We start from the raw sequence: 22,081 nt of genomic DNA on the forward strand, positions 1-22,081 counted from the left end.
GGTCTCCAATTCTATTCGGCTGCTTCGGCCAGTTGCACGAGCGCTGGGTCGGCAGTCGGTTCATTGTTGTCCTGGTCACTGTGGTCCTGGTCATGTGCGGCGGGTTCGCTGCGCTCGCGGCCTTCGCGCAGCCGTTCGATGACCGCGTAGAAGACCGGCACGAACACCAGCGACAGGATGGTCGCGGCGACCATGCCGCCGAAGACGGTGGTGCCGATCGACTGCCGGCTTGCTGCACCAGCACCCGTCGCAAACATCAGCGGCAGCACGCCGAGGATGAAGGCGAAGGCCGTCATCAGGATCGGCCGCAGCCTGAGCCGCGCGGCTTCCATCGCCGCGTCGACGATGCTCAAGCCTTCCTCGCGCCGTCGCCTTGCGAACTCGACGATCAGGATCGCGTTCTTGGCCGCCAGGCCAATCAGCATGACGAAGCCGATCTGCGAGTAGACGTCGATCTGCATGCCGCGCAGGAAGAGGGCTGCGAAGGCGCCGAACAGGGCCAGTGGCACCGCCAGCAGCACCATGAACGGCATTGCCCAGCTCTCATACTGCATCGCCAGGATCAGGAAGACGAAGACGATGGCGAGGCCGAACACGACCGACGCGATCGATCCCGCCTTGAGCTCCTGGAAGGTGATGCCGGTCCATTCGAAACCGAAATCCCTGGGCAGCGCGGTGGCAGCGGCCCGCTCCATCGCGGCGACCGCCTGGCCCGACGAGAAGCCGGGGGCAGCACCGCCATTGATCGTGGCCGAGGCGTTGTTGTTGTAGTGCGGCACGGTTTCCGGGCCGACGAACGGCACCAGCTTGCCCAGCGTCGAGAGCGGCACCATGCCGCCGGACGCATTGCGCACATAGAGCCGCGAAATGTCGGCCGCACCCGCACGTGCATCCTTGTCGGCCTGGATGGTCACCCGGAAGGTGCGGCCGAACAGGTTGAAGTCGTTGACGTAGAGCGAGCCGAGATAGATCTGCAGCGTGTTGAAGACGTCGGGCAGGTTGAGGCCGAGCAGTTTGGCCTTGCTGCGGTCGAGGTCGTAGTTGAACTGCGGCGTCGAGGTCGAGAACGGCGAGAACAGCTGTTGCGGATTGATTTCCGGCTGCTTGCGCGCCTCGGCGATCACGGCTTGCGTCGCGTCGTTGAGGGCCATGCTGCCACGGCCGGTAAGGTCTTCGACGACGAATTCGAAGCCGCCCGTGGTGCCGATACCCGGGATCGAAGGCGGATCGAAAGACAGCGCGAAGGCTTCCGGAATCTGCATCAGCTTGCCGCGCACGTCGGCGACCAGCTTCGACGCACTCTGGTCGGGGCCGCGCTCTTCCCAGGGCTTCAGGATGGCGAACTCGACCGCCGAGTTCGACTGCGCTGCACTGGTGAGGAAGTTCAGGCCACTGATCGAGCCGACGATGTCGACGCCGGGCGTCGCTTGCAATATGTCGCGCGCCTTTTGCGCCACCGCGTCGGTGCGCTCCAGCGAAGCGCCGTCGGGCAGCTGAATAACGACGAAGAAGTAGCCCTGGTCCTCGACCGGAAGGAAGGTCGAAGGCAGCTTCTGCCAGACGAAGTAGGTGGCGACCAGTCCGGCCGCGAACAGGCCGAGCATGATCCAGCGCAGCCGGATGAGGATGCGCACGCCGTGGGCGTAGAGATGCGAGAGTTTGTCGAAGCCGGCATTGAACCAGCGGAAAGGCGCGAACTGCGTCTCGCCGCGATGGCGCAGGAAGGCGGCACTCAGCGCCGGGCTGAGCGTTAGCGAGTTGAAGGCTGAGATGCCGACGGAAATCGCAACCGTCAGCGCGAACTGGTTGTAGAGCTTGCCGGAGACGCCGGGAATAAAGGCCACCGGAACAAAGACCGCCATCAGCACCGCCGTGGTGGCGATGATCGGTCCGGTGACTTCGGCCATCGCGGCCTTGGTCGCCGCCAGCGGTTTGAGGCCCGCCTCCAATTGTCGTTCGACGTTTTCCACCACCACGATGGCGTCGTCGACGACAAGGCCGATGGCCAGCACCATGCCGAGCAGAGAGAGCATGTTGAGCGAGAAGCCCATCATCTCCATGACGACCATCGTCGCCACCAGCGACACCGGAATGGCGATGGTCGGGATGATCGTCGTGCGCCAGCTTTGCAGGAAGATGAACACCACGGCCACGACCAGCACCAGGGCTTCGCCGAGCGTGATCAGCACGTCATGCATCGAGGCCGACACGAAGCGCGTCGTGTCGTAATGCATGGCGTAGGAGACGCCCTTGGGGAAACGCGCCGACAGCTCCTGCATCTTGTCCTTGACGCGCTGCTGCAGATCGAGCGCGTTGGAACCCGGCATCTGGTAGACGGCGAGCACCACGGTCGGGTCCTTGCCGAAGAAGGCCGACGACGAATATTGCAGCGCGCCAAGTTCGATGCGGGCGACGTCGCGCAGCCGCACCAGCGAACCGGTGTCCGTATTGGCGCGCACGACGATGTCGCCGAATTCCTTCGGGTCGCTCAGGCGTCCGACGGCGTTGACCTGCATTTCGAAGGCGGTGCCGGCGGGCGCCGGCGACTGGCCGATCTTGCCGGCCGCCACCTGGACGTTCTGTTCCGAAATGGCATTCTGGACGTCGACCGCGGTGATGCCGAGATTGGCGAGTTTGTCAGGGTCGAGCCAGACGCGCATCGAATAGCGCCGTTCGCCGAAGATCTGCACATCGCCGACGCCGGGCAGGCGCTTCAGCGGATCGACGACCTGCAGATAGGCAAGGTTGCTCAGCGCCACCGGATCGACCGAACTGTCGGGCGAGGTCAGGTTGACGATGAGGACGAAATTCGGATTCTGCTTCTTGATCGTCACACCACCCTGGTTGACGATCGCCGGCAGCGACGAGGCGGCTTGCGAGACGCGGTTCTGCACGTCGACGGCCGCGGTGCTCAGCGGGTAGCCGACATCGAAGGTGATGGTGATTGTCGAGGAGCCGTCATTGGAGCTCGACGACGACATGTAGGTCATGCCTTCGACGCCGTTGATCTGCTGCTCCAGCGGCGTCGTCACCGTATCGGCGACCACTTGCGCGCTGGCGCCCGGATAGTGGGCGCTGACCACCACCTGCGGCGGCGTGATGTCGGGAAACTGCGAGACCGGCAAAAGGAAATAACAAATCGTCCCGGCGAGCACCATGATGATGGCGATCGCCGAGGCGAAGATCGGACGATGGATGAAAAAGTTTACCACGACACGCATGCCTCTTTAAATGAATGGGCAGACCGGGACAGCCGCCGGCTGCGCGCCGAACCCGGGTCCTGCAAAAAATACGAAGACGGCGCCGCGCCGCTGAGACCTTGCTCATCGGCCACGGTCCTCAGCATCGCTTCGAAGGCGCGCGGGTTGACGCGGTCCGCCTTCATCACCAGCCGGATCATCGGATCCCGGATGGCTTCATCGATGGTCAAATCCTTGCGCTGCGACATTGGAGCGTCTCCATTCCAGCGATTCGCATCGGATGATCGCGAACCGGTTTTCATCTCTTCACCGGCCGGAGCCGCATGAACCGCAATTGTCACCCTTTGTGATCTGGCAGGACCAGTTCACGGCCTTGTTATTGACGGAAGGCTACATAGGTGTTACCAGTAAGTAACATTCTGATAGTTACAGACCGGTAACACCCTAGTCAAGAGGTGGGCCGAAAATTTAGGGAGACAAGGAGACTGCGATGGCAGACGGCATTACGGATCGCGTGCGTCCCCGGGATCGAATCCTGGAGACGGCGCAGGACATGTTTCACAAACATGGCATCAAGGGCGTCGGCGTCGACGCCATTACGGAAGCCGCCGGCACCAACAAGATGACGCTCTACCGTCATTTCGAGTCCAAGGACGAACTCATCATCCAGTGCCTGCGCGCTTCGGCGGCCAAGGGCGCCGCGATATGGGATGAGTTCGAGGCGGAGCACCCCGGCGACAAGCTGGCGCAATTGCATGCCTGGGTCCACAAGGTCGCCGACATGCTTGCCGCCGACGGTCGCGGCTGCGACATGGCCAACGCCGCCGTCGAACTGACCGAGCCGAACCATCCGGCGAGGAGCGTGATCAAGGAGCTCAAGAGCGCCCAGCGCGATCGCCTCGTTGCGCTGTGCCGCGATGCTGGCATCGGTCAGGCCGAACTTCTCGCCGATACGCTGTCGCTGCTGTTCGAGGGCGCGCGTGTCAGCGTGCAGACCATGGGCTGCCAGGGCCCCAGCACACAGTTCGTGCGCATGGCGGAAGGCCTGATCAGCTCTTTCAGGGCGCGCTGAGCTCCAGCGCACTGAGCTTGGACTAAGAGCCCCTCATCCGGCCGCTCCGCGGCCACCGCCCTTCGGGCGTTCGTTGCTCGAAAAGCCAAGCAATTGGCTTTTCGTCCGCTACGCGGACCGCGCCTCACCCCCCGCTGGGGAAAAGAGGAAGCGTCGGCGCCAACCACCTCCTCTCTCCTCGGGGAGAGGTCGGATTGTCCCGAATTGCCCTTCGCAATTCGGTTGGAAATCCGGGTGAGGGAACTTGCCATCCGGCCCGGCTGGCGAGGCCTTGGCCATCCTCTTGGAATCCATGCAAAAAAGAAAAAGCCCGCTGCCGGGAGGAGGTGGCAGCGGGCTTGATTTCGAATACGGCGCGGGAGGAGGTGCACCGCACTCAACGCCGGCATCGCATCTGGGAGGAGTAGATGGCCGACCACCAATACCTACGAGTTGCTTAATGATTCGGCAACCATAAAAGATGCATAGCTGCTGTGCAGATTTGCGGCAGCTACCCCGACTTGTCGGACAAATAGGAAAAGCCGCCACGGCGCAAAATTCACTGCACCGGCACGTTTTCCTTGAAGATCAGCCGCGGCTCGATGAACTTCTTTGTCAGATAGGGCGCGGAAGACGCGATCGAGCCGAGCAGGCGGATCACCGATTGCTCGGCGATCAGCCGCGCATTCTGGTCGATGACGACATCGGCGAGGTCGTCGACGAGATAGCCGCGCGTTTCCTTCGTCAGATCGTGGCAGATGAACACCGGCTTCTTCTTCGGCCTGGCTTCGAGCAGCGCCCTGGCCACGCCTGAGCGTCCGGCGCCGACGCAGTAGATGCCGAGCAGGTCCGGCTCGTTGTGCAGCGCCTGCATGGTGGCGGCATAGCTGCCCTCCGGCTCGTCATTGATCTCGACGGCGCTGGTGACGGTCAAATTGGGAAACTCTTCCGACAGCACCGAGCGGAAGCCCATTTCGCGCTCCTCATGCCCGCGATAGGAGCGCGATCCCACCACCATCGCCAGATGGCCCTTATGGCCGTTGAGGAAGCGCCCCATCAGCAGCGCCGCGGTACGCCCCGCCACCCGGTTGTCGATGCCGACATAGGCCGAGCGCGGGGCCGCCGGAACGTCTGAGACCAGCGTGACCAGGCGGATGCCGGCCTCGACGACGTCGCGCAATATGTTGCGTGTTCGCGGATGGTCGACGGCGATGACGCCGACGCCGTTGGCCTTGAGCGACAGATTCTCGACCGCCGTCTGGAGTGCGGCCGGCGAGATGCCGGCAAGGTTGTGGATGCGGCAGGAGGCGACCAGCGGCAGGCGCGCCGCATAGTCCTCGATATGCCCGGCCAGATCGACCATGAAGCCGTTGGCGCCGATAGGCAGGAAGAATTCGAGATGCGCCGGCCGCGATGGCAGCGTCACCTGGTCGACCACCGGCAAATAGCCGAGCTGCTTGGCCGCCTCCATCACCCGCTGCCGGTTGGCGGCACTGGCGCCGGCCCGGTTATTGAGCACACGGTCGACAGTCGCGGTCGACAGGCCGCAGCTTCTGGCGATGTCAGCAACGGTGGCTTTCATGGTCACAGTCATAGAGCATGATCCCGAAAAGTGGGAACCGGTTTTGTCGGACAAACGGGAACCGCTTTTGTCCAAAGATCATGCTCCACAAAGAGTTAGAGCTGATGTGCCAGACGGCAGGAAGACGGTTCAGCCGCGCGATGGCCTGCCTTCGACGATGGCGTCGCGGATTTCCTTGTCCGACATGCCGGTGATGACACGCTCCACCTCGGCGACCGTGGTCTTCTTCGGGTCGATGTCGTCGGCCACCACCTTGCCCCGGCGCATGACGACGATACGGTCGACCACCTGGAAGACGTGGTGGATGTTGTGGGCGATGAAGATGCAGGAATGCCCGGAATCGCGCGCGTTGCGCACGAAGCTCAGCACGCCTTGCGTCTCGGCGACGCCGAGATTGTTGGTCGGCTCGTCGAGTATGATCAGGTCGCTGTCGAAATGCATGGCGCGGGCGATGGCGACCGCCTGCCGCTCGCCGCCCGACAGCGAGCCGATCGGCGTGGTCGGCGGGATGTTCTTGGAGATGCCGACCTGCTTCAGCAGATCGCGGGCGACCACGTTCATCGCCTCCTGGTCCATGCGGTTCAAGAAGCGCGGTGGCTTGATGGGCTCGCGCCCGAGGAACAAGTTTCGGGCGATCGACAGTTGCGTCACCAGCGCCGAGTCCTGGTAGATCGTCTCGATGCCCTGCGCGATGGCGTCGCTGGTCGAGCGCAGATTGACCTTCTTGCCGCGGATGAAGATGTCGCCGCTGGTCAGTGGCACCGCGCCCGACAGCACCTTGATCAGCGTCGACTTCCCCGCGCCATTGTCGCCGAGCAGGCCGACAATCTCCCTTTCGTTGACGTGGAAATTGGCGTCCTCGAGTGCCTGCACGCGCCCGTAGGACTTTTTGATGTTGGTCATGCGGATGAGCGGTTCAGCCATGGTTCACGTCCCTGCCTGATGCCGGCGTTCCAGCCATGAATGGAGCGCCATCATGCCGAGAATGATGGCGCCGATGAAGATGTTGTAGGCAAGGCCGGGCACGCCGATCAGCACGATGCCGTTGCGCATGACGCGCAGGATCAGGATTCCGAGCACGGTGCCGATGATGGTGCCGCGTCCGCCGGTCAGCGCCGTGCCGCCGATCACCACCATGGCGATGACTTCGAGCTCGTAGCCGGTGCCGCTGTTGGGGTTGGCGGCCGATGTGCGCAGCGAGGAGATGACACCGGCCAGCGATGCCATCAGCGAGGACAGGATGAACAGGCCGATCTTGACGCCGTTGACGTTGACGCCGCGCGCGCGGGCGGCATTCGGGTTGCCGCCGGCTGCCTGGATCCAGTTGCCGGTGCGGCTCTGCGTCAGCACGTAGCCGAGTATTGCGGCCGCCGCGATGAACCAGAACAGCGACATGTAGATGCGGAACGGCCCGATGAAGAAATCGCCGACCAGCGCTTCGGCAAGCCAGCTGCCCTCCGCGCTCCAGGTGCGTTGCGGAAAGCCGTCGGTGACGAACAGCGCCGTGCCGCGCACCACCAGCAGCATGCCGAGCGTTACCAGGAAGGACGGGATCTTGAGCTGCGTGACGAACCAGCCATTGACCAGGCCGATGAAGGCGGCGACCAGCAGGGCGGCGAGGAAGCCGACTTCCAGCGAGGTCAGGCCGCTGTTGAACAGCGTCCACATCAGCACCGGCGAGAAGCCGAACAGCGAGCCGACCGAAAGGTCGAATTCGCCCGATGTCATCAACAGCGTCATCGCCAGCGCGATCAGCCCGAGTTCGACGGTGAAGGCCAGCGTGTTGGAGATGTTCTGCGGCGACAGGAAATCGCGGTTGATGCTCCAGAACACCGCGATTTCGATGATGAGCAGCACGAAGGGCCCGAATTCCGGCCTCGCGATCAGGCGTTGGGGGAGCGAACGGTTTTCCACTGATAACCCGCGACAGGAAGGGAAGGGCTGAACCTCCGCACATGGTGCGAAAGGTTCGGCGAAAAAGACAGTCGCGACCGCGGCTGCGGCCGCGACTGTTGGATATCCAGGTTATTTGCCGGACAGGATGTCGTCGTAGACCTGCGCGGTGTCCTTTTCATAGAGCGCGCCGGTGATGACGTTGAAGCCCGGAGGAATGCCCGACGCTGCCATGTTGGCGAGCGACAGTGCGACATAGCTGGTCGCCTGCGGGTCCTGCCATTGGCCGGCATTGACGTAGCCGGTCAGCACTTCCTGCGTGGTGTCGAGTGAGTTGCCCCAGCCGACCACCGGGATTTCGCCCGGCTTGATGCCGGCCTGGTCGAACACCCGCTTGATCGAGCCGGTGACCAGGTCGCCGAGGCCGATGATCGCCTTGACCTTGGCCTTGTTGGCGGTGAGGTAGTCGACCATGCGGTTGATGGCTTCGGCCTGGTCGAGCGTCGCTTCGGTGATCTCATAGGTGATCCCGAGCGGTTCGAAGACGCTCTTGATGCCTTCCTCTTCCTGCACGCCATAGGTGGCGCCGGGGATTTCGACCGGCATCCAGACGAAGTCGCCCTTCTTCACCAGGCCCTTGTCGACCAGATACTGTGCCCAGTGCTTGCCGAAGGTGACGTTGTCGCCGCCGACATAGGCGTTGAAGCTCGCCTTGGGATCGGGTGTGTTGAAATTGATGATCGGGATCTTGGCCGTGTTGGCTTCCTTGGTGATCTCGATCAGGCTGCCCGGATCGGGGCTGGTGGTGACGATGCCGTCGGCCTTGGCCGAGATCGCGGCGCGCACGGCCTCCTGCTGCGAGGCGACGTCACCATTGTGGAACGATGTGTTGACGGTGTTGCCGGTGTCCTTCGCCCATTGCTTGGCGCCGGCCAGGAAGTAGGTCCAGACCGGGTCGGCCGGGCCGCCATGCGAAATCCAGTAGAACGTCTTGGCCTGTGCCGCCGCCGGAATGGCCAGCGCCACAATCAAGCCAAGCACGAGTAATCGTAGCCTCGTCAGCATTTGCTTTCCTCCCATGTTGAAAAACGACCTCCACGTCCGGCGATGATCCGGGCCATGCCCGATCATTTCCTCCTGCCAGCGCCGCCCGGATGCTCAGAGCATCTTCTTTTCCAGCAGATGGCAAGCCTCCATTCGCCCAATGGATGGTGGCGCGATGCAACACGCCATCAGCGATCCCATCAGATCGCATCAGTTCGAGCAATTCCAGGAAAAGTGTGAAGCGGTTTTCCCGGGAAAAGCGCGCAGCGCTTTCCCTTGGGAATTGCGTCAAATCAAGAGATACAGATATTTCCGGGCAGGCAGGCGGTGCCGGAACTCAGGCGTGCATATTTTCCGGAATGCGCTCGGCCCGGCGGTTGCGCAACAGCTTGATCAGGCGGTCGAGCGCGAGCGCCAGCACCATCACGGCGCCGATCAGCCTGGAGATCAGGCCGTCCAGACGGTCGTGAAATTAAATCAGATTGGCTTTGGCGAGGTCGCGCATGAGATGGCTGGCGCCGTAGGTCCAGTGCGGGCAATCGGGCGACAGAAGCACGCGATTGACCAGCGCGCCGAATTTCTCCGACGAGATGGTGACGATGTCGCCGACCTTGTGGGTGAACCCCTTGCCCTTTTCGCCGCGGTCCTTCGACGGCACGAACATGGTGCCGAGATAAAGCGCCAGCCCGTCCGGATATTGGTGGTGTGGCCCCATGGCGGCGGCAACCAGCTCTTCCGGCGAACGGCTGATCTCGGCCATCGAACTCGCGCCCTCCAGCGAGAACCCGTCCTCGCCCTCGACTTTCAGCCGCACGATGGCCTGCTTCACGTCGTCGATGGCGAAGGTGTCGTCGAACAGCCGGATGAACGGGCCGAGCGAAGCTGAGGCATTGTTGTCCTTGGCCTTGCCGAGCAGCAGCGCCGAACGCCCCTCGACATCCCTGAGATTGACGTCGTTGCCGATGGTGGCGCCAACGATCCTGCCGCTGCTCGCCGCGATCATTGCGATCTCCGGCTCGGGATTGTTCCAGGTCGACACCGGATGCAGGCCGACATCGGCGCCAAAGCCGACCGACGCCATCGGCTGGCACTTGGTGAAGATCTCGGCGTCGGGCCCGATGCCGACTTCCAGATATTGCGACCAGGCGCCGCGCTGGATCAGCTTCGCCTTGATCTCCATCGCTTCGGGCGAACCGGGCTTCAGCTTCGACAGATCATGGCCGATCAGCCCGGCAATGTCGGCGCGGATGGCGTCGGCCTTTTCGGCCGAGCCGCGCGCCTGCTCCTCGATGACGCGCTCGAGCAGGCTTACCACGAAGGTGACGCCCGACGCCTTCACCGCCTGCAGGTCGACGGGCGAAAGGAGATATGGCTGCGCCGGATCGCGTGTGGCCTGAAAGCTGTTGGCGGCAATCGCCTCGAGCGCGCCGATCGGCTTGCCCTTGGCGGAGCGCACATATCCCGCCGGATCGGCCATCTCGCAGATATCGCGCACGGTTGGCGCGGCGCTTGAGGTGATGTCGAAGACAGTGCCGTCGCGCACCGTGACCACCAGCGGATGCGAGGCATCGCTCGCTTTGGCGCGGCCGATAAAGAGCCCGTCGGCGGGAAGCTGCGTTGGGTTCGTCATGGCTTACGGTCCTTTGAATGATCGCGAATGGGAGCTGGCCTGAAGGGCGCGGCACTTTCACCGGATTCACGCCAAAGGTCTATCCCGTGGCGCAGCCAATTGTCAGTGCTGACATGAAGCCATCTCTTTCAAAAAAATGAAACTAGCACTAGGATTTTCATTTTGCGCCATACTCCAGGTGAAGCCTTGCCCACGCCGTTTTCCGTCCCGATCTGGCAAAAGCCGCAGACCGCATCCACCTTTCAGTCGCTCGTCCCGGATCGCACGCTGGTGGATGTCGTCATCGTCGGCGGCGGCTTCATGGGCCTGTCGACGGCCTTGCATGCCGCCCGGCTTGGTCTCGGCGTTCAGGTGCTGGATGCCGGCGAGATCGGCCAGGGCGCCTCGGGCCTCAATGGCGGCCAGGTCATTCCCGGACTGAAATATGATCCCGAATGGCTGCTGGAGCATTTCGGCCCCAAGCGTGGCCAGGCATTGGTCGATTTCGCCGCCTCGACGGCGGATACGGTGTTCAATCTCATCCGTGACGAAAAACTGGCGGTGCCGTTCACGCGCAATGGCTGGATCCAGGCTGCGCACACCGAAACCGCTTTGACAGCGGCAGCGAACCGGGATCGCCAATGGCGGGCACGTGGCGCCGATGTCCGGCTTCTCAGCCAAAGCGAGATCGCTGCGATGACCGGCGCGCAAGGCTATCTCGGCGGCTGGCTCGACCGCCGCGCCGGCATCATCGATCCGCTCGCTTATACGCTGGAACTGGCGCGCATCGCTGCCGCGGCCGGCGCCAGGATTGCCGAGCGGCAGAAGGTGATGAAGCTGACCAGGGACGCCGGCGTTTGGCGTGTTTCGAGCGCAAACGGCGCCGAAGTGCGGGCCAAGGCGGTTGTACTGGCCACTAATGCCTATTCCGATGAATTGCTGCCTGGTCTCGCCGAGACGATCGTGCCGTTGCATTCCTTCCAGATCGCGACCGTGCCACTGTCGTCCAACCTTGCAGCGGCGATCTTGCCGGAAGGGCAAGCGGTGTCCGACTCCAGGCGCATCCTCGTCTACTATCGCAAGACAGCCGACGGCCGACTGGTGCTTGGTGGGCGCGGCCGCATGACGCTGCCCTCCAGCGAAGCGGACTGGGCGCATCTGCAGCGTGCACTTGTGAGGCTCTATCCGGCATTGGCCGATACCCCAATCGAGAAGCGCTGGTTCGGCCGCGTGGCGATGACGCCGGATCATCTGCCGCATATCCACGAACCTGAAAAAGGCTTGCTCGCCGTGGTTGGTTGCCAGGGCAGGGGCGTCGGCCTGATGAGCGCGCTGGGAAAATGCATGGCGGGCTACCTGGCGAACGGTGATGCAGCGCAATTGCCGTTCCCGCAGTCGCCGATCCGGCCGATCCCGTTTCATGCCTTCCGGCAGGTCGGCGTGGCAGCGACCATTGCCTGGTACCGGATGCTGGACGCCTTCGAGCGCTGATTGTGCGCCGGCCGTTCAGGCTCCGCGGATTCAGCTTGACAGTTTCAGGAATATGAAAAAAGTTAAGCCGATTTCATATTTCCATTGAGCAGTCCGATGTCGAGCATCGTTGCGTCTGAAGCGCCAGCAGGGTCCGGGTCGTCCCGAGGCTTCCGCTTTGCCATGTTGCTGCCGGGCGGACTGGTCACCTTCTTCCTGATCCTGTTTGCTCTTGGCCTGGTGCTGTTCCTCGCCTTGCGCGGCAATGACGGTTCGCTGCTCGGCGCCGGTTTTACGGCAGGCAATTTCATCACCGTGCTCTCTGATCCGCTGTACTGGACGGTGACGTTGCGCTCGCTGGTGATTGCCGGCCTGGTGACGCTGGCAACTGTCGTCACCGCCTATCCCGTCGCCTACTATCTCGCCTTCCATGCCGGCCGCCGCCGTGGACTGCTGCTGTTCCTGGTGACCCTGCCGTTCTGGACCAGCTATCTCCTGCGCGTCTTCGCCTGGAAGATCGTGCTAGCCTACAACGGCGTGTTGAACTCGGCGCTGATCCAAAGCGGCATCTGGTCGGAACCGACGCTGGCCTTCCTCAACACGCCCGCTGCGGTCGTCGTGACCTTGGCGCACGCCTACGCGCCCTTTGCCATCCTGCCGATCTATGTGGCACTCGACACCATTCCGAAATCGCTGCTCGAAGCCGCGTCCGATCTTGGTGCCAGACCCTTCACTACCTTTCGCCGCGTTGTCTTGCCCAATTCGATGCCGGGCGTGCTGGCGGCAGCCCTGGTCGTCTTCGTGCCGACGGTCGGCGACTATGTCACGCCGGCCATGGTCGGCGGTCCGGCCAGCACCATGATCGGCACGCTGATCCAGTCTCAGTTCGGCAAGGCCAATGACTGGCCGTTCGGCGCTGCACTCTCGGTCTGCGTGATGCTGGTCATCCTTTGCGTGGTGCTGGTCACGCGCTCTGCCGACCGCAAATTCGGCAGCCGCACATGAGCGCGGCGCGGACAGAAAATGGCGGTCGCTGGCTTGGCGTCTATGTCATCGCCTATCTCGTCTTTCTCTACCTGCCGGTCCTTTTGATCCCGCTGTTTTCCTTCAACAACTCCATCCAGGCAGCGTTTCCGCTGCAGGGCTTCACGCTCGAATGGTATGTCACGCTCTATGGCAATCCGGCGCTGTCCGGCGCGCTTTTGAACAGCCTCGTCATCGGCGTCGTGGCCGCCGCCGGCGCCACGCTCTGCGGCATCACCGTGTCCTACATGGACCTCTATGGCCGCTCGCCGCTGGCCGCCACCATCAGCGCCATCGCGCGGCTGCCGGTCCTGATCCCCGGCGTCATCGTCGGCATATCGCTGCTCATCCTCGTCAACCTCATCGGCCTCGGCCCGTCGCGCATCGCCATCGTTCTCGGCCACATACTGGTGGCGCTGCCGACAACAGTGGTGATCATGCGCAGCCGCTTTGCCGCCATCCCGAAAACCATTCGCGAGGCGGCGCTCGATCTCGGCGCGTCCGACTGGACCACGTTCCGGCGGGTGATGCTGCCGCTCAGCCTGCCAGCGATCATTTCGGCCTTCATGCTGGCGTTTCTGATTTCCTTCGACGAATTCATAGTCGTCTTCTTCCTCGCCGGCACCGAGCCGACGCTGCCGCTCTACATCTGGAGCCAGTTGCGGTTTCCCCGCTCGCTGCCGACCGTGATGGCGCTGGGGACTGCGATCCTGGCGGCGTCCTTCATCATTGCCGGCACAGCCGAATTGCTGCGCCACCGTGGCCTCGGCGCGAAACCATCCTGATGACAACAAAACAAGAGAGGAGAACTGAAATGGCATTCGACCTGACATCTGGCCTGAAATCGATCACCGGAAAGACAACCCGCACCGGGCTTGCCGCCCTTGCAATCGTCCTGTCGTCGACGGTCGCCTTCGCCGCCGACAAGCTGCAATATTTCACCTGGTCGGGCTATGAACTGCCCGACTTCAACAAGAGCTTCCTCGCGGCGCATCCCGATGGCGTCGAAGCCTCGATCTTCGGCGACGACGACGATGCCTTCACCAAGGTCAAGGCCGGCTTTCGCCCCGATATCGCGCATCCCTGCTACGACAAGGTGGCGCGATGGAACAAGGAAGGCCTGCTGCAGCCAATCGACACCAAGCGCATCAAGAACTGGGATTCGATTTTCCCGGTGTTCAAGAACCTGCCCGACATCCAGGCCGGCGACGGCAAGGTCTGGATGGTGCCGTGGGACTGGGGCAACACCTCGATCCTTTACCGCACCGATCTGGTCAAGAACCCGGAAGCAAGCTGGAACCTTCTGTGGGACAAGCAGTATGCCGGCCGCATGGCGACGATCGATGCCGTGCATGACACGCCGATCGTTGCCGCGCTGCTCGCCGGCGTCAATCCGTTCGACATGACGCCTGAGCAAATGGACAAGGTGGCGGAAAAACTGCGCGAGCAGCGCCCGCTGCTGTCCAGCTACACCACCGACATGACCTCGGTCGAACAGGCGCTGGCCAGCGGCCAGTTGGTCGCCGCCATGACCTGGAACGCGTCGGCCACTTCGCTGAAGAAGCAAGGCGTGCCGGTCGAGTTCATGAAGCCGAAGGAGGGCATGCTGACCTGGGCCTGCGGCTTCGTCATGCTGAAGGACGCCAAGAATGTCGACCTCGCCTACGACTTCATTAACAGCCGGCTCGACGCCGACTCGGGTAAGTACCTGATCCAGTCCTACGGCTATGGCAGCTCGCTGAGCACCGCCTTCGCCGGCGTGGCGAAGGACGAACTGGACAAGCTGCAATTGCCGGCGGATCCGGAAGTGATGCTGAAGTCGACAATCTTCACCGGACCGATGAAGCAGAATGACGATGTGGCGAAGATGTTCGAAAAGGTGAAGGCTGGCGGTTGAGCAGCGCAGACCTCACCTTCTCCCCTTGTGGGAGAAGGTGGATCGGCGCGCAGCGCCGAGACGGATGAGGGGTGCTCCAGCGGAGTGAGACGCTGGCGTTCCCTGGAACACCCCTCATCCGTCGCCTTCGGCTCCCCCTTCTCCCACAAGGGGAAAAGGGGGAGCCTAGCGGCGCTGCGCCCCGTCGATGTGAGAAGAGAACAAGGACCCACGCATGGACATGCTTGACGAGACAACCGAGAAGCCCAAAGACGATGCCGACATCCGCGTCGGCCGCCGTGTGCGGGCGCTGCGGCTGGAGCGCAATCTGTCGCTGGCCGAGCTTGCGGCCAAGGCCGGCGTGTCGATCGGGGCGCTGAGCCAGATCGAGCGCGGCCTGTCCTCTTTGCGCGTCAAGGTGATCTGGCCGCTGGCCTCGGCCCTCGACATAGAACCCTCGGCGCTGATCACCGACGGCAAGGATGCTGGCAACGATCTCTATTGCGTGCGTGCCGACAAAAGGCGGCAGCTCCTGGTCAAGTCCGAAGGCATCGCCAAGGCGCTGCTGTCGCCGCCGGGCGCGACGCTGACCGGGCTCCTGGTGACAGTCGAAGCCGACGGCGGCACGGCGGAAGCCTATGCGCATATCGGCCATGAGTTCGGCTACGTCCTGTCGGGCGAGGTCGAACTGGTGGTGGATTCGACAAAATATGTGCTGAAGACCGGCGACTCCTTTGCCTTCAAGAGCACGCTTCTGCACGCCTTCCGCAATCCCGGCACCGAGCGCTGCCAGATCCTCTGGGTCAACACCACCAAGCCGTCCGAGGTTCGCGATGGCGCTTGATGCTCTGGTACGCCTGGACAAGGTCTCGAAGGTGTTTCCCGGCGGCATTGTCGCGCTCGATGCCGTCGATCTCGACATCATCAGCGGCGAGTTCATCACGCTGCTCGGACCGTCGGGCTGTGGCAAGACCACCAGCCTGCGTGTCATTGCCGGTTTCGAGAGTCCGTCGAGCGGCAAGGTGCTGCTCGACGGCCGAGACATCACCGCGCTCAGGCCCTTCGACCGTCCGGTCAACACCGTGTTCCAGGACTATGCGCTGTTCCCGCATATGAACGTCGCCGAAAATGTCGGCTTCGGCCTGTCGCTGCGCAAGCTTTCAGGCAGCGAACAGGCCAAGCGCGTCCGTGAAGCGCTCGACATGGTCGGCCTTGCCGACAAGCTCGGCGCCCGCGTCTCCGAACTGTCGGGCGGCCAGCGCCAGCGGGTAGCACTCGCCCGCGCCATTGTCTGCGAGCCGCGCGTGCTGTTGCTCGACGAGCCGCTGTCGGCGCTCGACGCGCATCTGCGCGAACAGATGCAGGTCGAGCTGAAGCGGCTGCAGTCGCGCCTCGGCACCACCTTCGTCATGGTCACCCACGACCAGACCGAAGCGCTGTCGATCTCCGACCGCATCGTCGTCATGAACAAGGGCCGCGTCGAGCAGATCGCGCCTCCGGCGACGCTCTACGACCGGCCGGCGACGACATTCGTCGCGAGCTTCATCGGCACGATGAACTTGCTTAAGTCGAGCTTCATCGGCCGCGACGGTGACCGCCTGCGCTTCGCCGCCGGCGGGCTCTCGCTGGAAGCAACATCCGAGACCGGCGATATGCCCGCCGAGGGTGCCGAACGCACCATCGGCGTCCGTCCCGAGGATCTGCTGGCCACCACCGACGCCGCCGCCGGCACCGCGCCGGCGCGCGTCAACTCCATCGTCTTCCATGGTCGCACGCTGCGGCTGCACGCCGAACTCGGCCAGGGGCTGCCGGTGGTGATCGACGCCCCGCGCCAGTCCGAAGGCTTTCAATTCAGCGTCGGCGACGTGGCGCATATCAGTCTGCGCCGTGGCGCCAACTGCCCTATGCTGCCAAGCTGATCCGCCCCAAGATCCAGCGGCTGATCGAAGCCGGCATCAAGGAAGGCGCGACGCTGGTCACCGGTGGCCCCGGCCGGCCGGAGCGTCTCAACCGCGGCTACGTAGGCTTCGACGACGCCAGTATCGACCGGCAAACGGTTCAGGCAATTTGAACCTGTCGGGCGTTGGCGCCGCCCCTCATTGTCCTGCCGGACATTTCTCCCCGTATAGTGACGGGGAGAAAAACGCTGTCGTCTGCGATTTCGCCAATCGCTAGCGTCGCAGGAAAGGCGCCGAGGTCGCGGCCAGCTTCCTTCTCCCCGTCACTATACGGGGAGAAGGTGCCGGCAGGCGGATGAGGGGCTGCGCCGACTCCGGCAATCGGCTCGCCTCTTGATTTGTTCTCTTTATGTTCTAGATTGATCGATCTTGCCAATCTGCCGGGTGAGATCGGTTATGCGTGAGTTACCTACATTCGGGACTGACAAAAATGGCCAGCGCTTCTTCGAATGGAAAGACTTGGAGCGACATTTCGAGGACCGAATATTCTTCGCTATCCTTACCGAAAGGACGATCGCTGGTCCTCTCGCGCGGAACGCCGTCACTTTGGATCGCGAACTGGGATTGCAAAGCTGGTTTGTTCCGGAAGACCACCTCCATATCTCGCTCGTCGGTCTCGGCGACCATGATGGATTTCCGGAAGCGCTGGTAGAAGATGCCTGCCGCATAGGTTCGATGATCGTTGCGAAAGCGTTCGAAGTTTCTTTCGATCGCTTGTCGGCTTTTGGCGGAGGTTCGCTTGTTCTTCGCGGTGGCAGTGGCAGCAATCCGGCGCTGCAAGAATTCTGGCGCAACCTCACCGCACTGATTTCCGACAGCCCCTTAAAACGCTTTCTCACAAACTCCATTGAGCCGCATGTCACGCTGCTTCGCGACGAAGCGCGTGTTCCCCGTCCGGGAGCTGTCGATTGATCCAGTCAGCTGGACAGTCCGGGATTTTGTGCTGATCCACAGTCTCATCGGCAAGAGTGTCTATAAGGAGCGTGGGCGCTGGCAACTGATCGGTCAGGACGATGCCTTGGCCGGCATGTGAGCCGCCGCCCAACTCGTCGTCACATAGCCGCGCTATATCAATCGTCCTGACACCAGTTGTCAGCTACCGAGCGTCCTAACGGTGGCATGCCGGCATGCGGCCCCCTACTTGGGATGCGTCTGAACAGGAGGAACATCATGACCACTGCGGAACTTGCCAAGGATTTCACCGAACTCCTCAAGCAGGGCGACAGCCACAGCGCTGCCGCGAAATACAATGCCGACGACATCGTCAGCTATGAGGCGATGGAAGGGCCGATGGCTGTCTGCAACGGCAAGGAAGCCGTTAAGCAGAAGGGCGAATGGTGGGAAGCGAACCATGAGGTCCATGGCGGCTCGATCGAGGGTCCCTATGTCAACGGCGACCAGTTCGCGGTGCGCTTCAAGTTTGACATTACGCCCAAGGCGACAGGCGAGCGTGTCACCATGGACGAGGTTGGTGTGTACACGGTCAAGAACGGCAAGATCACCGAAGAGCGCTTCTACTACTGAGGGCCGGAATGCCGCCGGCTCCCGGTTCGCTTGCATGATTTAAGAATGGCGGCCGGGACACTGTCCTGGCCGCCGGGCGAAAAACTCAAATCGTCTTCACATATTGCGCCAGCTGATCGGCCACCGTGCCCCAGCCATCGAAGAAGCCCATCTCTTCATGGTTGTTGCGGGTGGCCGCGTCGCGGTGGATGGCGGTTGCGGTGTAGCGCGTGCCCTTGCCGTCCGGCTTAAGCGAAATGACTGCGGTGATGAAGGGCTCGCCCGACGGCCGGTAGCCCGGCAGCAGCGCGTCCGTCCACACCAGACGCTCGTTCTCCACTATGTCGAGATAGCAGCAACGGCGGTCGTTGACCTCTGTGCCGTCGGGCGACTGCATGCGTGTCCGGAACAGCCCGCCTGGCCTGAGATCGATCTCGCAATCGGTGATCAGCCAGGGCTTTGGGGTGAACCATTGCTTGACATGCTCCGGCACCGTCATGGCGCGCCACAAGAGTTCGCGCGGCGCGTCGAGCTTGCGCTCAAGGGTCAGATCCAGTCTGGGGTCGGGCTTGAAAGGATAACTCACTTTTCCTGCTCCTTGAGGCTCATCACATAGGCGTCGAACTGGTCGAGGCGGCGCTCCCACAGCGCGCGCTGTTCGGCCAGCCAGTTTTCGGCGAGCTGCAGCGGCTCGGGCGCCAGCTGATAGGTCCTGGTGCGACCGATCTTTTCCGATCGCACCAGCCCGCAGCCTTCCAGCACCTTGAGATGCTCGATGAAGGAAGGCAGCGCCATTTCGAAAGGCTGCGCCAGTTCGCTGACCGAGGCCGGGCTGCGGTTCAGCCGTTCGACCACGCGCCGCCGCGTCGGGTCGGCCAGCGCTCGAAAGATGCCATCGATCGGCGGAGGGCTTGTAGTAGCAGGTTGCAGATTGGTCATCACGACGCCCGCTCCACATGATAGGTGAGCACCACAGCGCCATTGCCGAAGGAACGCGTGTCGACAAGCTTGAGGTCGGTCGCGTCCTCCGTCCTGTCGAAAAGCTGGGCGCCGCTGCCCAGGATGACCGGGAACACCATCAGCCGATATTCGTCGACGAGATCGTGCTGCTTGAGCGCGTTGACCAGCCTGCGGCTGCCGCCAACCAAGATATCGCCTTTCATCTCCCACTTGAGTTTGCGTATCGCGGCGATCGGATCGCCTTGCAGCAGGGTGGTGTTGTTCCATGCCGGATTCCTCAGAGTCGAGGAGACGACATATTTCGCCATACCGTTCATCCGGTCGGCGAATGGCCCCTTGTAGGTCGGCCAGGCGCCGGCGAAGCTTTCATAGGTCACCCGGCCGATGAGCAGCGCTTCGTGGTCGAGCACCTCCTGGAATTTGTATTCGATCATGCCGGCCTCGTGGCGCTTGCCGACCCAGTTGGTGTGGCGGAAACCCGGCTCGCCGCCCGGCGCTTCCGTCACGCCATCGAGGGAGATCAATTCCGACACAACGATCCTTGCCATGGCTTTTCCTTTACCGATTTCGCAAACACTTAGGAAATTTCCTTAGTATTGGCAAGGCCTAAAAATGCGCTGGTAGCGGTCGGGATGCTGGCAAAGCGGGAAGGGCGGTTTTAGGCTGTCTGGCGGATTCGACACTCAGCCTTGGGAAGCGTGTTTTGACGATCACCATGTACGGCATCACCACCTGCGACACGATCAGGAAGGCGCGCACCTGGCTGGAGGGCCACGATGTGCCCTACCGGTTCCACGACTACCGGGCCGAGGGGATCGACGCGGGCAAGCTGGACGGCTGGATCGGCAAGGTCGGCTGGGAAAAGCTTCTCAACAAGGGCAGCACGACGTTTCGCGAGCTCCCGGACAAGGACAAGGCCGGCCTCGACGAGAAGAAGGCCAAGAAGCTGATGGTGGCCAAGCCGACCATGATCAAGCGTCCGGTGCTTGAGGTGGGGGATCGGATTTTGGTTGGGTTCAAGGCCGATGTTTATGAGGCGGAAGTGGGGAAGTAGATCTTCACCGCCGCGATCCTTCGCGCCCCCCTCTGTCCTGCCGGACATCTCCCCCACGAGGGGGGAGATTGGCGGTATTGGCGCCTCGCTTATCCTGCAACGCTGGTGATTGGCGAAAGCTCGCGTGACGTCTGATCTCCCCCCATGTGGGGGAGATGTCCGGCAGGACAGAGGGGGGCGCTATCCCGCCGGCTTCTGAATTCCGATCGGCTCAGCCTGTCCCGCGCAAATACCCCGCCAGCGCCACCGCATTGTTGTGCGCTTCATCATGCGCACCGTAGAGCAGCGTCACCTTGCCCTTGCCGAGCAAGCCGCGCAGCTGCGCCACCGCCTCGCCGTTCCCGTCCAGCTCGACCGCATACCGCTTCCGAAACTCCGCCCACCGAGCCGGCTCATGCCCGAACCATTTTCGCAATTCATCGCTCGGCGCGATGTCCTTCAGCCACAGCGTCAGCGCGGCGCTCTCCTTGCTGACCCCGCGTGGCCAGATACGATCGACCAGCACCCGCTGCCCGTCATCGGGCGCGGGTGGCTCGTAGACGCGTTTAACCGCCAGTTCGAAGGTCATCCGACCCTCCGCAAGCTCAGGCCCACTCACCCTTGCGCATCACCGGCACGCGAGCGCCGTCCTTGTGGACGCCGTCGATGTCGATCTTGTCCGAGCCGATCATCCAGTCGATGTGGATAAAACTCTTGTTGCCGCCGCGCTGGGCGATCTCGTCCTGGCTGAGCGAGGCGCCGTTGACGAAGCATTTCGAATAGCATTGTCCGAGCGCGATGTGGCAGGCGGCGTTCTCGTCGAACAGCGTGTTGAAGAACAGCAGGCCGCTGGCCGAGATCGGTGAGGAATGCGGCACCAGCGCCACTTCGCCGAGACGGCGCGAACCCTCGTCGGTGTCGAGCACCTTCTTCAGCACGTCCTCGCCCTTCGAAGCCTTGGCCTCGACGATCCTGCCGTCCTGGAAACGAACCGAAATGTCGTCGATCAGCGTGCCCTGGTAGGACAGCGGCTTGGTCGAGGAGACATGTCCGGAGACGCGCCGTGCATGCGGCGTGGTGAAGACTTCCTCGGTCGGGATGTTGGGGTTGCAGGTGACGCCGTTCTTGGCCGTCGAGGCGCCGCCCATCCATTCATGGCCGTCGGCCAGCCCGACTGTGAGGTCGGTGCCAGGGCCGGTGAAATGCAAGGCATGGAAATTGTGGCCGTTCAGCCACTCGGTGCGGCCGCGCAGCGCTGCATTGTGCGCCGTCCAGTTTGCGATCGGATCTTCCACATCGACCCGCGATGCCGAAAAGATGGCATCGGCGAGCTTGACCACGGCGACATCGTCGGCGTCACCGGGGAAGACCTGCTTGGCCCAGGCGAGATCGGGATAGGCGACGATGTTCCAGTTGATGTCGAAGCCGGTGATCTTCTCCAGCGCCGGCTGGTAGGCCATCGAGTTCGCCTTGTTGGCGCGCGCCACCTTGGCCGGGTCCTGCGCCGACAACAGCGACGGGTCTTCGCCGCGCACGGCCAGCCGTGCCGCATTGTTGGAAAAGGCTTTCGCCATTCCCTCATACATCCAGCCGGCGGCGCGGTCGAAGCCGGCGTCCGCGCCGTAGCGGAAGCGCGCCAGCGTGATCTCGTCATCGTTGAAGATCGGCGTCACCAGCCCGGCGCCGGCCTTGTAGGCATGCTCGACAATGCGCCTGGTCAGCGGCAGCGCGGCGATCGACGAGGTCAGCACCAGATCCTGCCCCGGCTGCAATTGCAGCCCGACCTTGATGGCGACTTCCGCCAGCCTGTCGAGCTTCACCGGGTCGATCGTTGCGGAAACGCCGCGCGAATGTGTGGTCATGATCCTGCCTGCCTTGG

Annotated in this window: 22 protein-coding genes; 10 read left to right on the forward strand and 12 right to left on the reverse strand. The window is 62.8% G+C overall.

What is annotated here, in order from left to right; translation table 11 throughout:
• Positions 1-11: 11 nt before the first annotated feature.
• Together JQK88_RS18500 and JQK88_RS18505 are read right to left on the reverse strand one after the other, a co-directional pair.
• Positions 12-3,212, reverse strand: coding sequence for an efflux RND transporter permease subunit (locus tag JQK88_RS18500; RefSeq protein WP_512699813.1), 3,201 nt, complete (start codon positions 3,210-3,212; stop codon positions 12-14).
• On the reverse strand, positions 3,206-3,448 hold the full coding sequence (locus JQK88_RS18505) for a hypothetical protein (RefSeq protein WP_192256158.1): 243 nt from the start codon (positions 3,446-3,448) through the stop codon (positions 3,206-3,208). Before JQK88_RS18505 ends, JQK88_RS18500 begins: the two co-directional genes overlap by 7 nt.
• Before the next feature lie 242 nt (positions 3,449-3,690).
• On the opposite strand from JQK88_RS18505, the gene JQK88_RS18510 reads away from it, so the two are divergent.
• Positions 3,691-4,272 carry a TetR/AcrR family transcriptional regulator gene (locus tag JQK88_RS18510; RefSeq protein ID WP_192256160.1) on the forward strand — a complete coding sequence of 194 codons (582 nt, stop codon included), beginning with the start codon at positions 3,691-3,693 and terminating at the stop codon, positions 4,270-4,272.
• Positions 4,273-4,810: 538 nt separating this feature from the next.
• Here JQK88_RS18510 and JQK88_RS18515 read toward each other — a convergent pair.
• The 5 genes from JQK88_RS18515 to JQK88_RS18535 all read right to left on the reverse strand — a co-directional run bounded on the left by JQK88_RS18515 (position 4,811) and on the right by JQK88_RS18535 (position 10,400).
• The gene (locus tag JQK88_RS18515) at positions 4,811-5,833 is read right to left on the reverse strand and encodes a LacI family DNA-binding transcriptional regulator (protein WP_192256161.1); all 1,023 of its coding nucleotides are present in this window, start codon (positions 5,831-5,833) and stop codon (positions 4,811-4,813) included.
• Between the two features lie 129 nt (positions 5,834-5,962).
• A complete protein-coding gene (locus JQK88_RS18520) occupies positions 5,963-6,757 on the reverse strand; it encodes an ATP-binding cassette domain-containing protein (RefSeq protein ID WP_203279054.1) in 795 nt (264 codons plus the stop codon).
• A gap of 3 nt (positions 6,758-6,760) precedes the next feature.
• On the reverse strand, positions 6,761-7,747 hold the full coding sequence (locus JQK88_RS18525) for an ABC transporter permease (RefSeq protein WP_192256165.1): 987 nt from the start codon (positions 7,745-7,747) through the stop codon (positions 6,761-6,763).
• A gap of 111 nt (positions 7,748-7,858) precedes the next feature.
• Positions 7,859-8,791, reverse strand: a complete 933-nt coding sequence (locus tag JQK88_RS18530; RefSeq protein ID WP_203279055.1) for a substrate-binding domain-containing protein — start codon at positions 8,789-8,791, stop codon at positions 7,859-7,861.
• 451 nt (positions 8,792-9,242) lie between these two features.
• Entirely contained in the window at positions 9,243-10,400 is a 1,158-nt protein-coding gene (locus JQK88_RS18535) for a fumarylacetoacetate hydrolase family protein (protein ID WP_203279056.1), read from the reverse strand.
• A gap of 186 nt (positions 10,401-10,586) precedes the next feature.
• On the opposite strand from JQK88_RS18535, the gene JQK88_RS18540 reads away from it, so the two are divergent.
• The 8 genes from JQK88_RS18540 (at position 10,587) to JQK88_RS18575 (ending at position 18,230) form a co-directional block, all read left to right on the forward strand.
• Complete coding sequence (locus tag JQK88_RS18540) at positions 10,587-11,870, forward strand: NAD(P)/FAD-dependent oxidoreductase (RefSeq protein WP_203279057.1); 1,284 nt, start codon at positions 10,587-10,589, stop codon at positions 11,868-11,870.
• Between the two features lie 96 nt (positions 11,871-11,966).
• Entirely contained in the window at positions 11,967-12,854 is an 888-nt protein-coding gene (locus tag JQK88_RS18545) for an ABC transporter permease (RefSeq protein WP_192256169.1), read from the forward strand.
• Complete coding sequence (locus JQK88_RS18550) at positions 12,851-13,657, forward strand: ABC transporter permease (RefSeq protein WP_203279058.1); 807 nt, start codon at positions 12,851-12,853, stop codon at positions 13,655-13,657. Before JQK88_RS18545 ends, JQK88_RS18550 begins: the two co-directional genes overlap by 4 nt.
• 29 nt (positions 13,658-13,686) lie before the next feature.
• Complete coding sequence (locus tag JQK88_RS18555) at positions 13,687-14,769, forward strand: ABC transporter substrate-binding protein (RefSeq protein WP_192256173.1); 1,083 nt, start codon at positions 13,687-13,689, stop codon at positions 14,767-14,769.
• A gap of 214 nt (positions 14,770-14,983) precedes the next feature.
• Positions 14,984-15,592 carry a helix-turn-helix domain-containing protein gene (locus JQK88_RS18560; RefSeq protein WP_192256175.1) on the forward strand — a complete coding sequence of 203 codons (609 nt, stop codon included), beginning with the start codon at positions 14,984-14,986 and terminating at the stop codon, positions 15,590-15,592.
• The gene (locus tag JQK88_RS18565; protein ID WP_203279059.1) at positions 15,582-16,667 is read left to right on the forward strand and encodes an ABC transporter ATP-binding protein; all 1,086 of its coding nucleotides are present in this window, start codon (positions 15,582-15,584) and stop codon (positions 16,665-16,667) included. The genes JQK88_RS18560 and JQK88_RS18565 overlap by 11 nt, the downstream gene beginning before the upstream one ends.
• 435 nt (positions 16,668-17,102) lie before the next feature.
• Positions 17,103-17,618 (forward strand): 2'-5' RNA ligase family protein, encoded by a 516-nt coding sequence (locus JQK88_RS18570; protein WP_246749914.1) that lies wholly within the window; start codon positions 17,103-17,105, stop codon positions 17,616-17,618.
• Between the two features lie 258 nt (positions 17,619-17,876).
• Positions 17,877-18,230, forward strand: coding sequence for a nuclear transport factor 2 family protein (locus JQK88_RS18575; RefSeq protein ID WP_203279060.1), 354 nt, complete (start codon positions 17,877-17,879; stop codon positions 18,228-18,230).
• Positions 18,231-18,315: 85 nt separating this feature from the next.
• Here the strand turns inward: JQK88_RS18575 and JQK88_RS18580 are convergent, their stop codons facing one another.
• From JQK88_RS18580 to JQK88_RS18590, 3 genes are read right to left on the reverse strand one after another with little or no spacing between them, the layout of a single operon-like run.
• A complete protein-coding gene (locus tag JQK88_RS18580) occupies positions 18,316-18,795 on the reverse strand; it encodes an SRPBCC family protein (RefSeq protein WP_192256181.1) in 480 nt (159 codons plus the stop codon).
• Entirely contained in the window at positions 18,792-19,148 is a 357-nt protein-coding gene (locus JQK88_RS18585) for an ArsR/SmtB family transcription factor (RefSeq protein ID WP_203279061.1), read from the reverse strand. The genes JQK88_RS18580 and JQK88_RS18585 overlap by 4 nt, the downstream gene beginning before the upstream one ends.
• The gene (locus JQK88_RS18590; RefSeq protein WP_192256183.1) at positions 19,148-19,717 is read right to left on the reverse strand and encodes a dihydrofolate reductase family protein; all 570 of its coding nucleotides are present in this window, start codon (positions 19,715-19,717) and stop codon (positions 19,148-19,150) included. The genes JQK88_RS18585 and JQK88_RS18590 overlap by 1 nt, the downstream gene beginning before the upstream one ends.
• 155 nt (positions 19,718-19,872) lie before the next feature.
• On the opposite strand from JQK88_RS18590, the gene JQK88_RS18595 reads away from it, so the two are divergent.
• A complete protein-coding gene (locus tag JQK88_RS18595) occupies positions 19,873-20,223 on the forward strand; it encodes an ArsC family reductase (protein ID WP_192256185.1) in 351 nt (116 codons plus the stop codon).
• A gap of 211 nt (positions 20,224-20,434) precedes the next feature.
• On the opposite strand, the gene JQK88_RS18600 is transcribed toward JQK88_RS18595, so the two are convergent.
• A complete protein-coding gene (locus tag JQK88_RS18600) occupies positions 20,435-20,791 on the reverse strand; it encodes a DUF488 domain-containing protein (RefSeq protein ID WP_203279062.1) in 357 nt (118 codons plus the stop codon).
• A 16-nt stretch (positions 20,792-20,807) separates the two neighbouring features.
• On the reverse strand, positions 20,808-22,064 hold the full coding sequence (locus JQK88_RS18605; protein WP_203279063.1) for an aminopeptidase: 1,257 nt from the start codon (positions 22,062-22,064) through the stop codon (positions 20,808-20,810).
• Between the last annotated feature and the right edge of the window lie 17 nt (positions 22,065-22,081).

The organism is Mesorhizobium caraganae, assembly GCF_016836705.1.
In the GTDB taxonomy this organism is placed as follows: Bacteria; Pseudomonadota; Alphaproteobacteria; order Rhizobiales; family Rhizobiaceae; genus Mesorhizobium; species Mesorhizobium caraganae.

What these genes read in the sequence shown, in the direction of transcription:
- JQK88_RS18575 (WP_203279060.1), top strand. Translation starts at nt 17,877, where the DNA reads ATGACCACTGCGGAACTTGCCAAGGATTTCACCGAACTCCTCAAGCAG.
- JQK88_RS18555 (WP_192256173.1), top strand. Translation starts at nt 13,687, where the DNA reads ATGGCATTCGACCTGACATCTGGCCTGAAATCGATCACCGGAAAGACA.
- JQK88_RS18515 (WP_192256161.1), bottom strand. Translation starts at nt 5,833, where the DNA reads ATGAAAGCCACCGTTGCTGACATCGCCAGAAGCTGCGGCCTGTCGACC.
- JQK88_RS18535 (WP_203279056.1), bottom strand. Translation starts at nt 10,400, where the DNA reads ATGACGAACCCAACGCAGCTTCCCGCCGACGGGCTCTTTATCGGCCGC.
- JQK88_RS18600 (WP_203279062.1), bottom strand. Translation starts at nt 20,791, where the DNA reads ATGACCTTCGAACTGGCGGTTAAACGCGTCTACGAGCCACCCGCGCCC.
- JQK88_RS18510 (WP_192256160.1), top strand. Translation starts at nt 3,691, where the DNA reads ATGGCAGACGGCATTACGGATCGCGTGCGTCCCCGGGATCGAATCCTG.
- JQK88_RS18590 (WP_192256183.1), bottom strand. Translation starts at nt 19,717, where the DNA reads ATGGCAAGGATCGTTGTGTCGGAATTGATCTCCCTCGATGGCGTGACG.
- JQK88_RS18550 (WP_203279058.1), top strand. Translation starts at nt 12,851, where the DNA reads ATGAGCGCGGCGCGGACAGAAAATGGCGGTCGCTGGCTTGGCGTCTAT.
- JQK88_RS18530 (WP_203279055.1), bottom strand. Translation starts at nt 8,791, where the DNA reads ATGCTGACGAGGCTACGATTACTCGTGCTTGGCTTGATTGTGGCGCTG.
- JQK88_RS18520 (WP_203279054.1), bottom strand. Translation starts at nt 6,757, where the DNA reads ATGGCTGAACCGCTCATCCGCATGACCAACATCAAAAAGTCCTACGGG.
- JQK88_RS18565 (WP_203279059.1), top strand. Translation starts at nt 15,582, where the DNA reads ATGGCGCTTGATGCTCTGGTACGCCTGGACAAGGTCTCGAAGGTGTTT.
- JQK88_RS18505 (WP_192256158.1), bottom strand. Translation starts at nt 3,448, where the DNA reads ATGTCGCAGCGCAAGGATTTGACCATCGATGAAGCCATCCGGGATCCG.
- JQK88_RS18560 (WP_192256175.1), top strand. Translation starts at nt 14,984, where the DNA reads ATGGACATGCTTGACGAGACAACCGAGAAGCCCAAAGACGATGCCGAC.
- JQK88_RS18545 (WP_192256169.1), top strand. Translation starts at nt 11,967, where the DNA reads ATGTCGAGCATCGTTGCGTCTGAAGCGCCAGCAGGGTCCGGGTCGTCC.
- JQK88_RS18570 (WP_246749914.1), top strand. Translation starts at nt 17,103, where the DNA reads ATGCGTGAGTTACCTACATTCGGGACTGACAAAAATGGCCAGCGCTTC.
- JQK88_RS18585 (WP_203279061.1), bottom strand. Translation starts at nt 19,148, where the DNA reads ATGACCAATCTGCAACCTGCTACTACAAGCCCTCCGCCGATCGATGGC.
- JQK88_RS18605 (WP_203279063.1), bottom strand. Translation starts at nt 22,064, where the DNA reads ATGACCACACATTCGCGCGGCGTTTCCGCAACGATCGACCCGGTGAAG.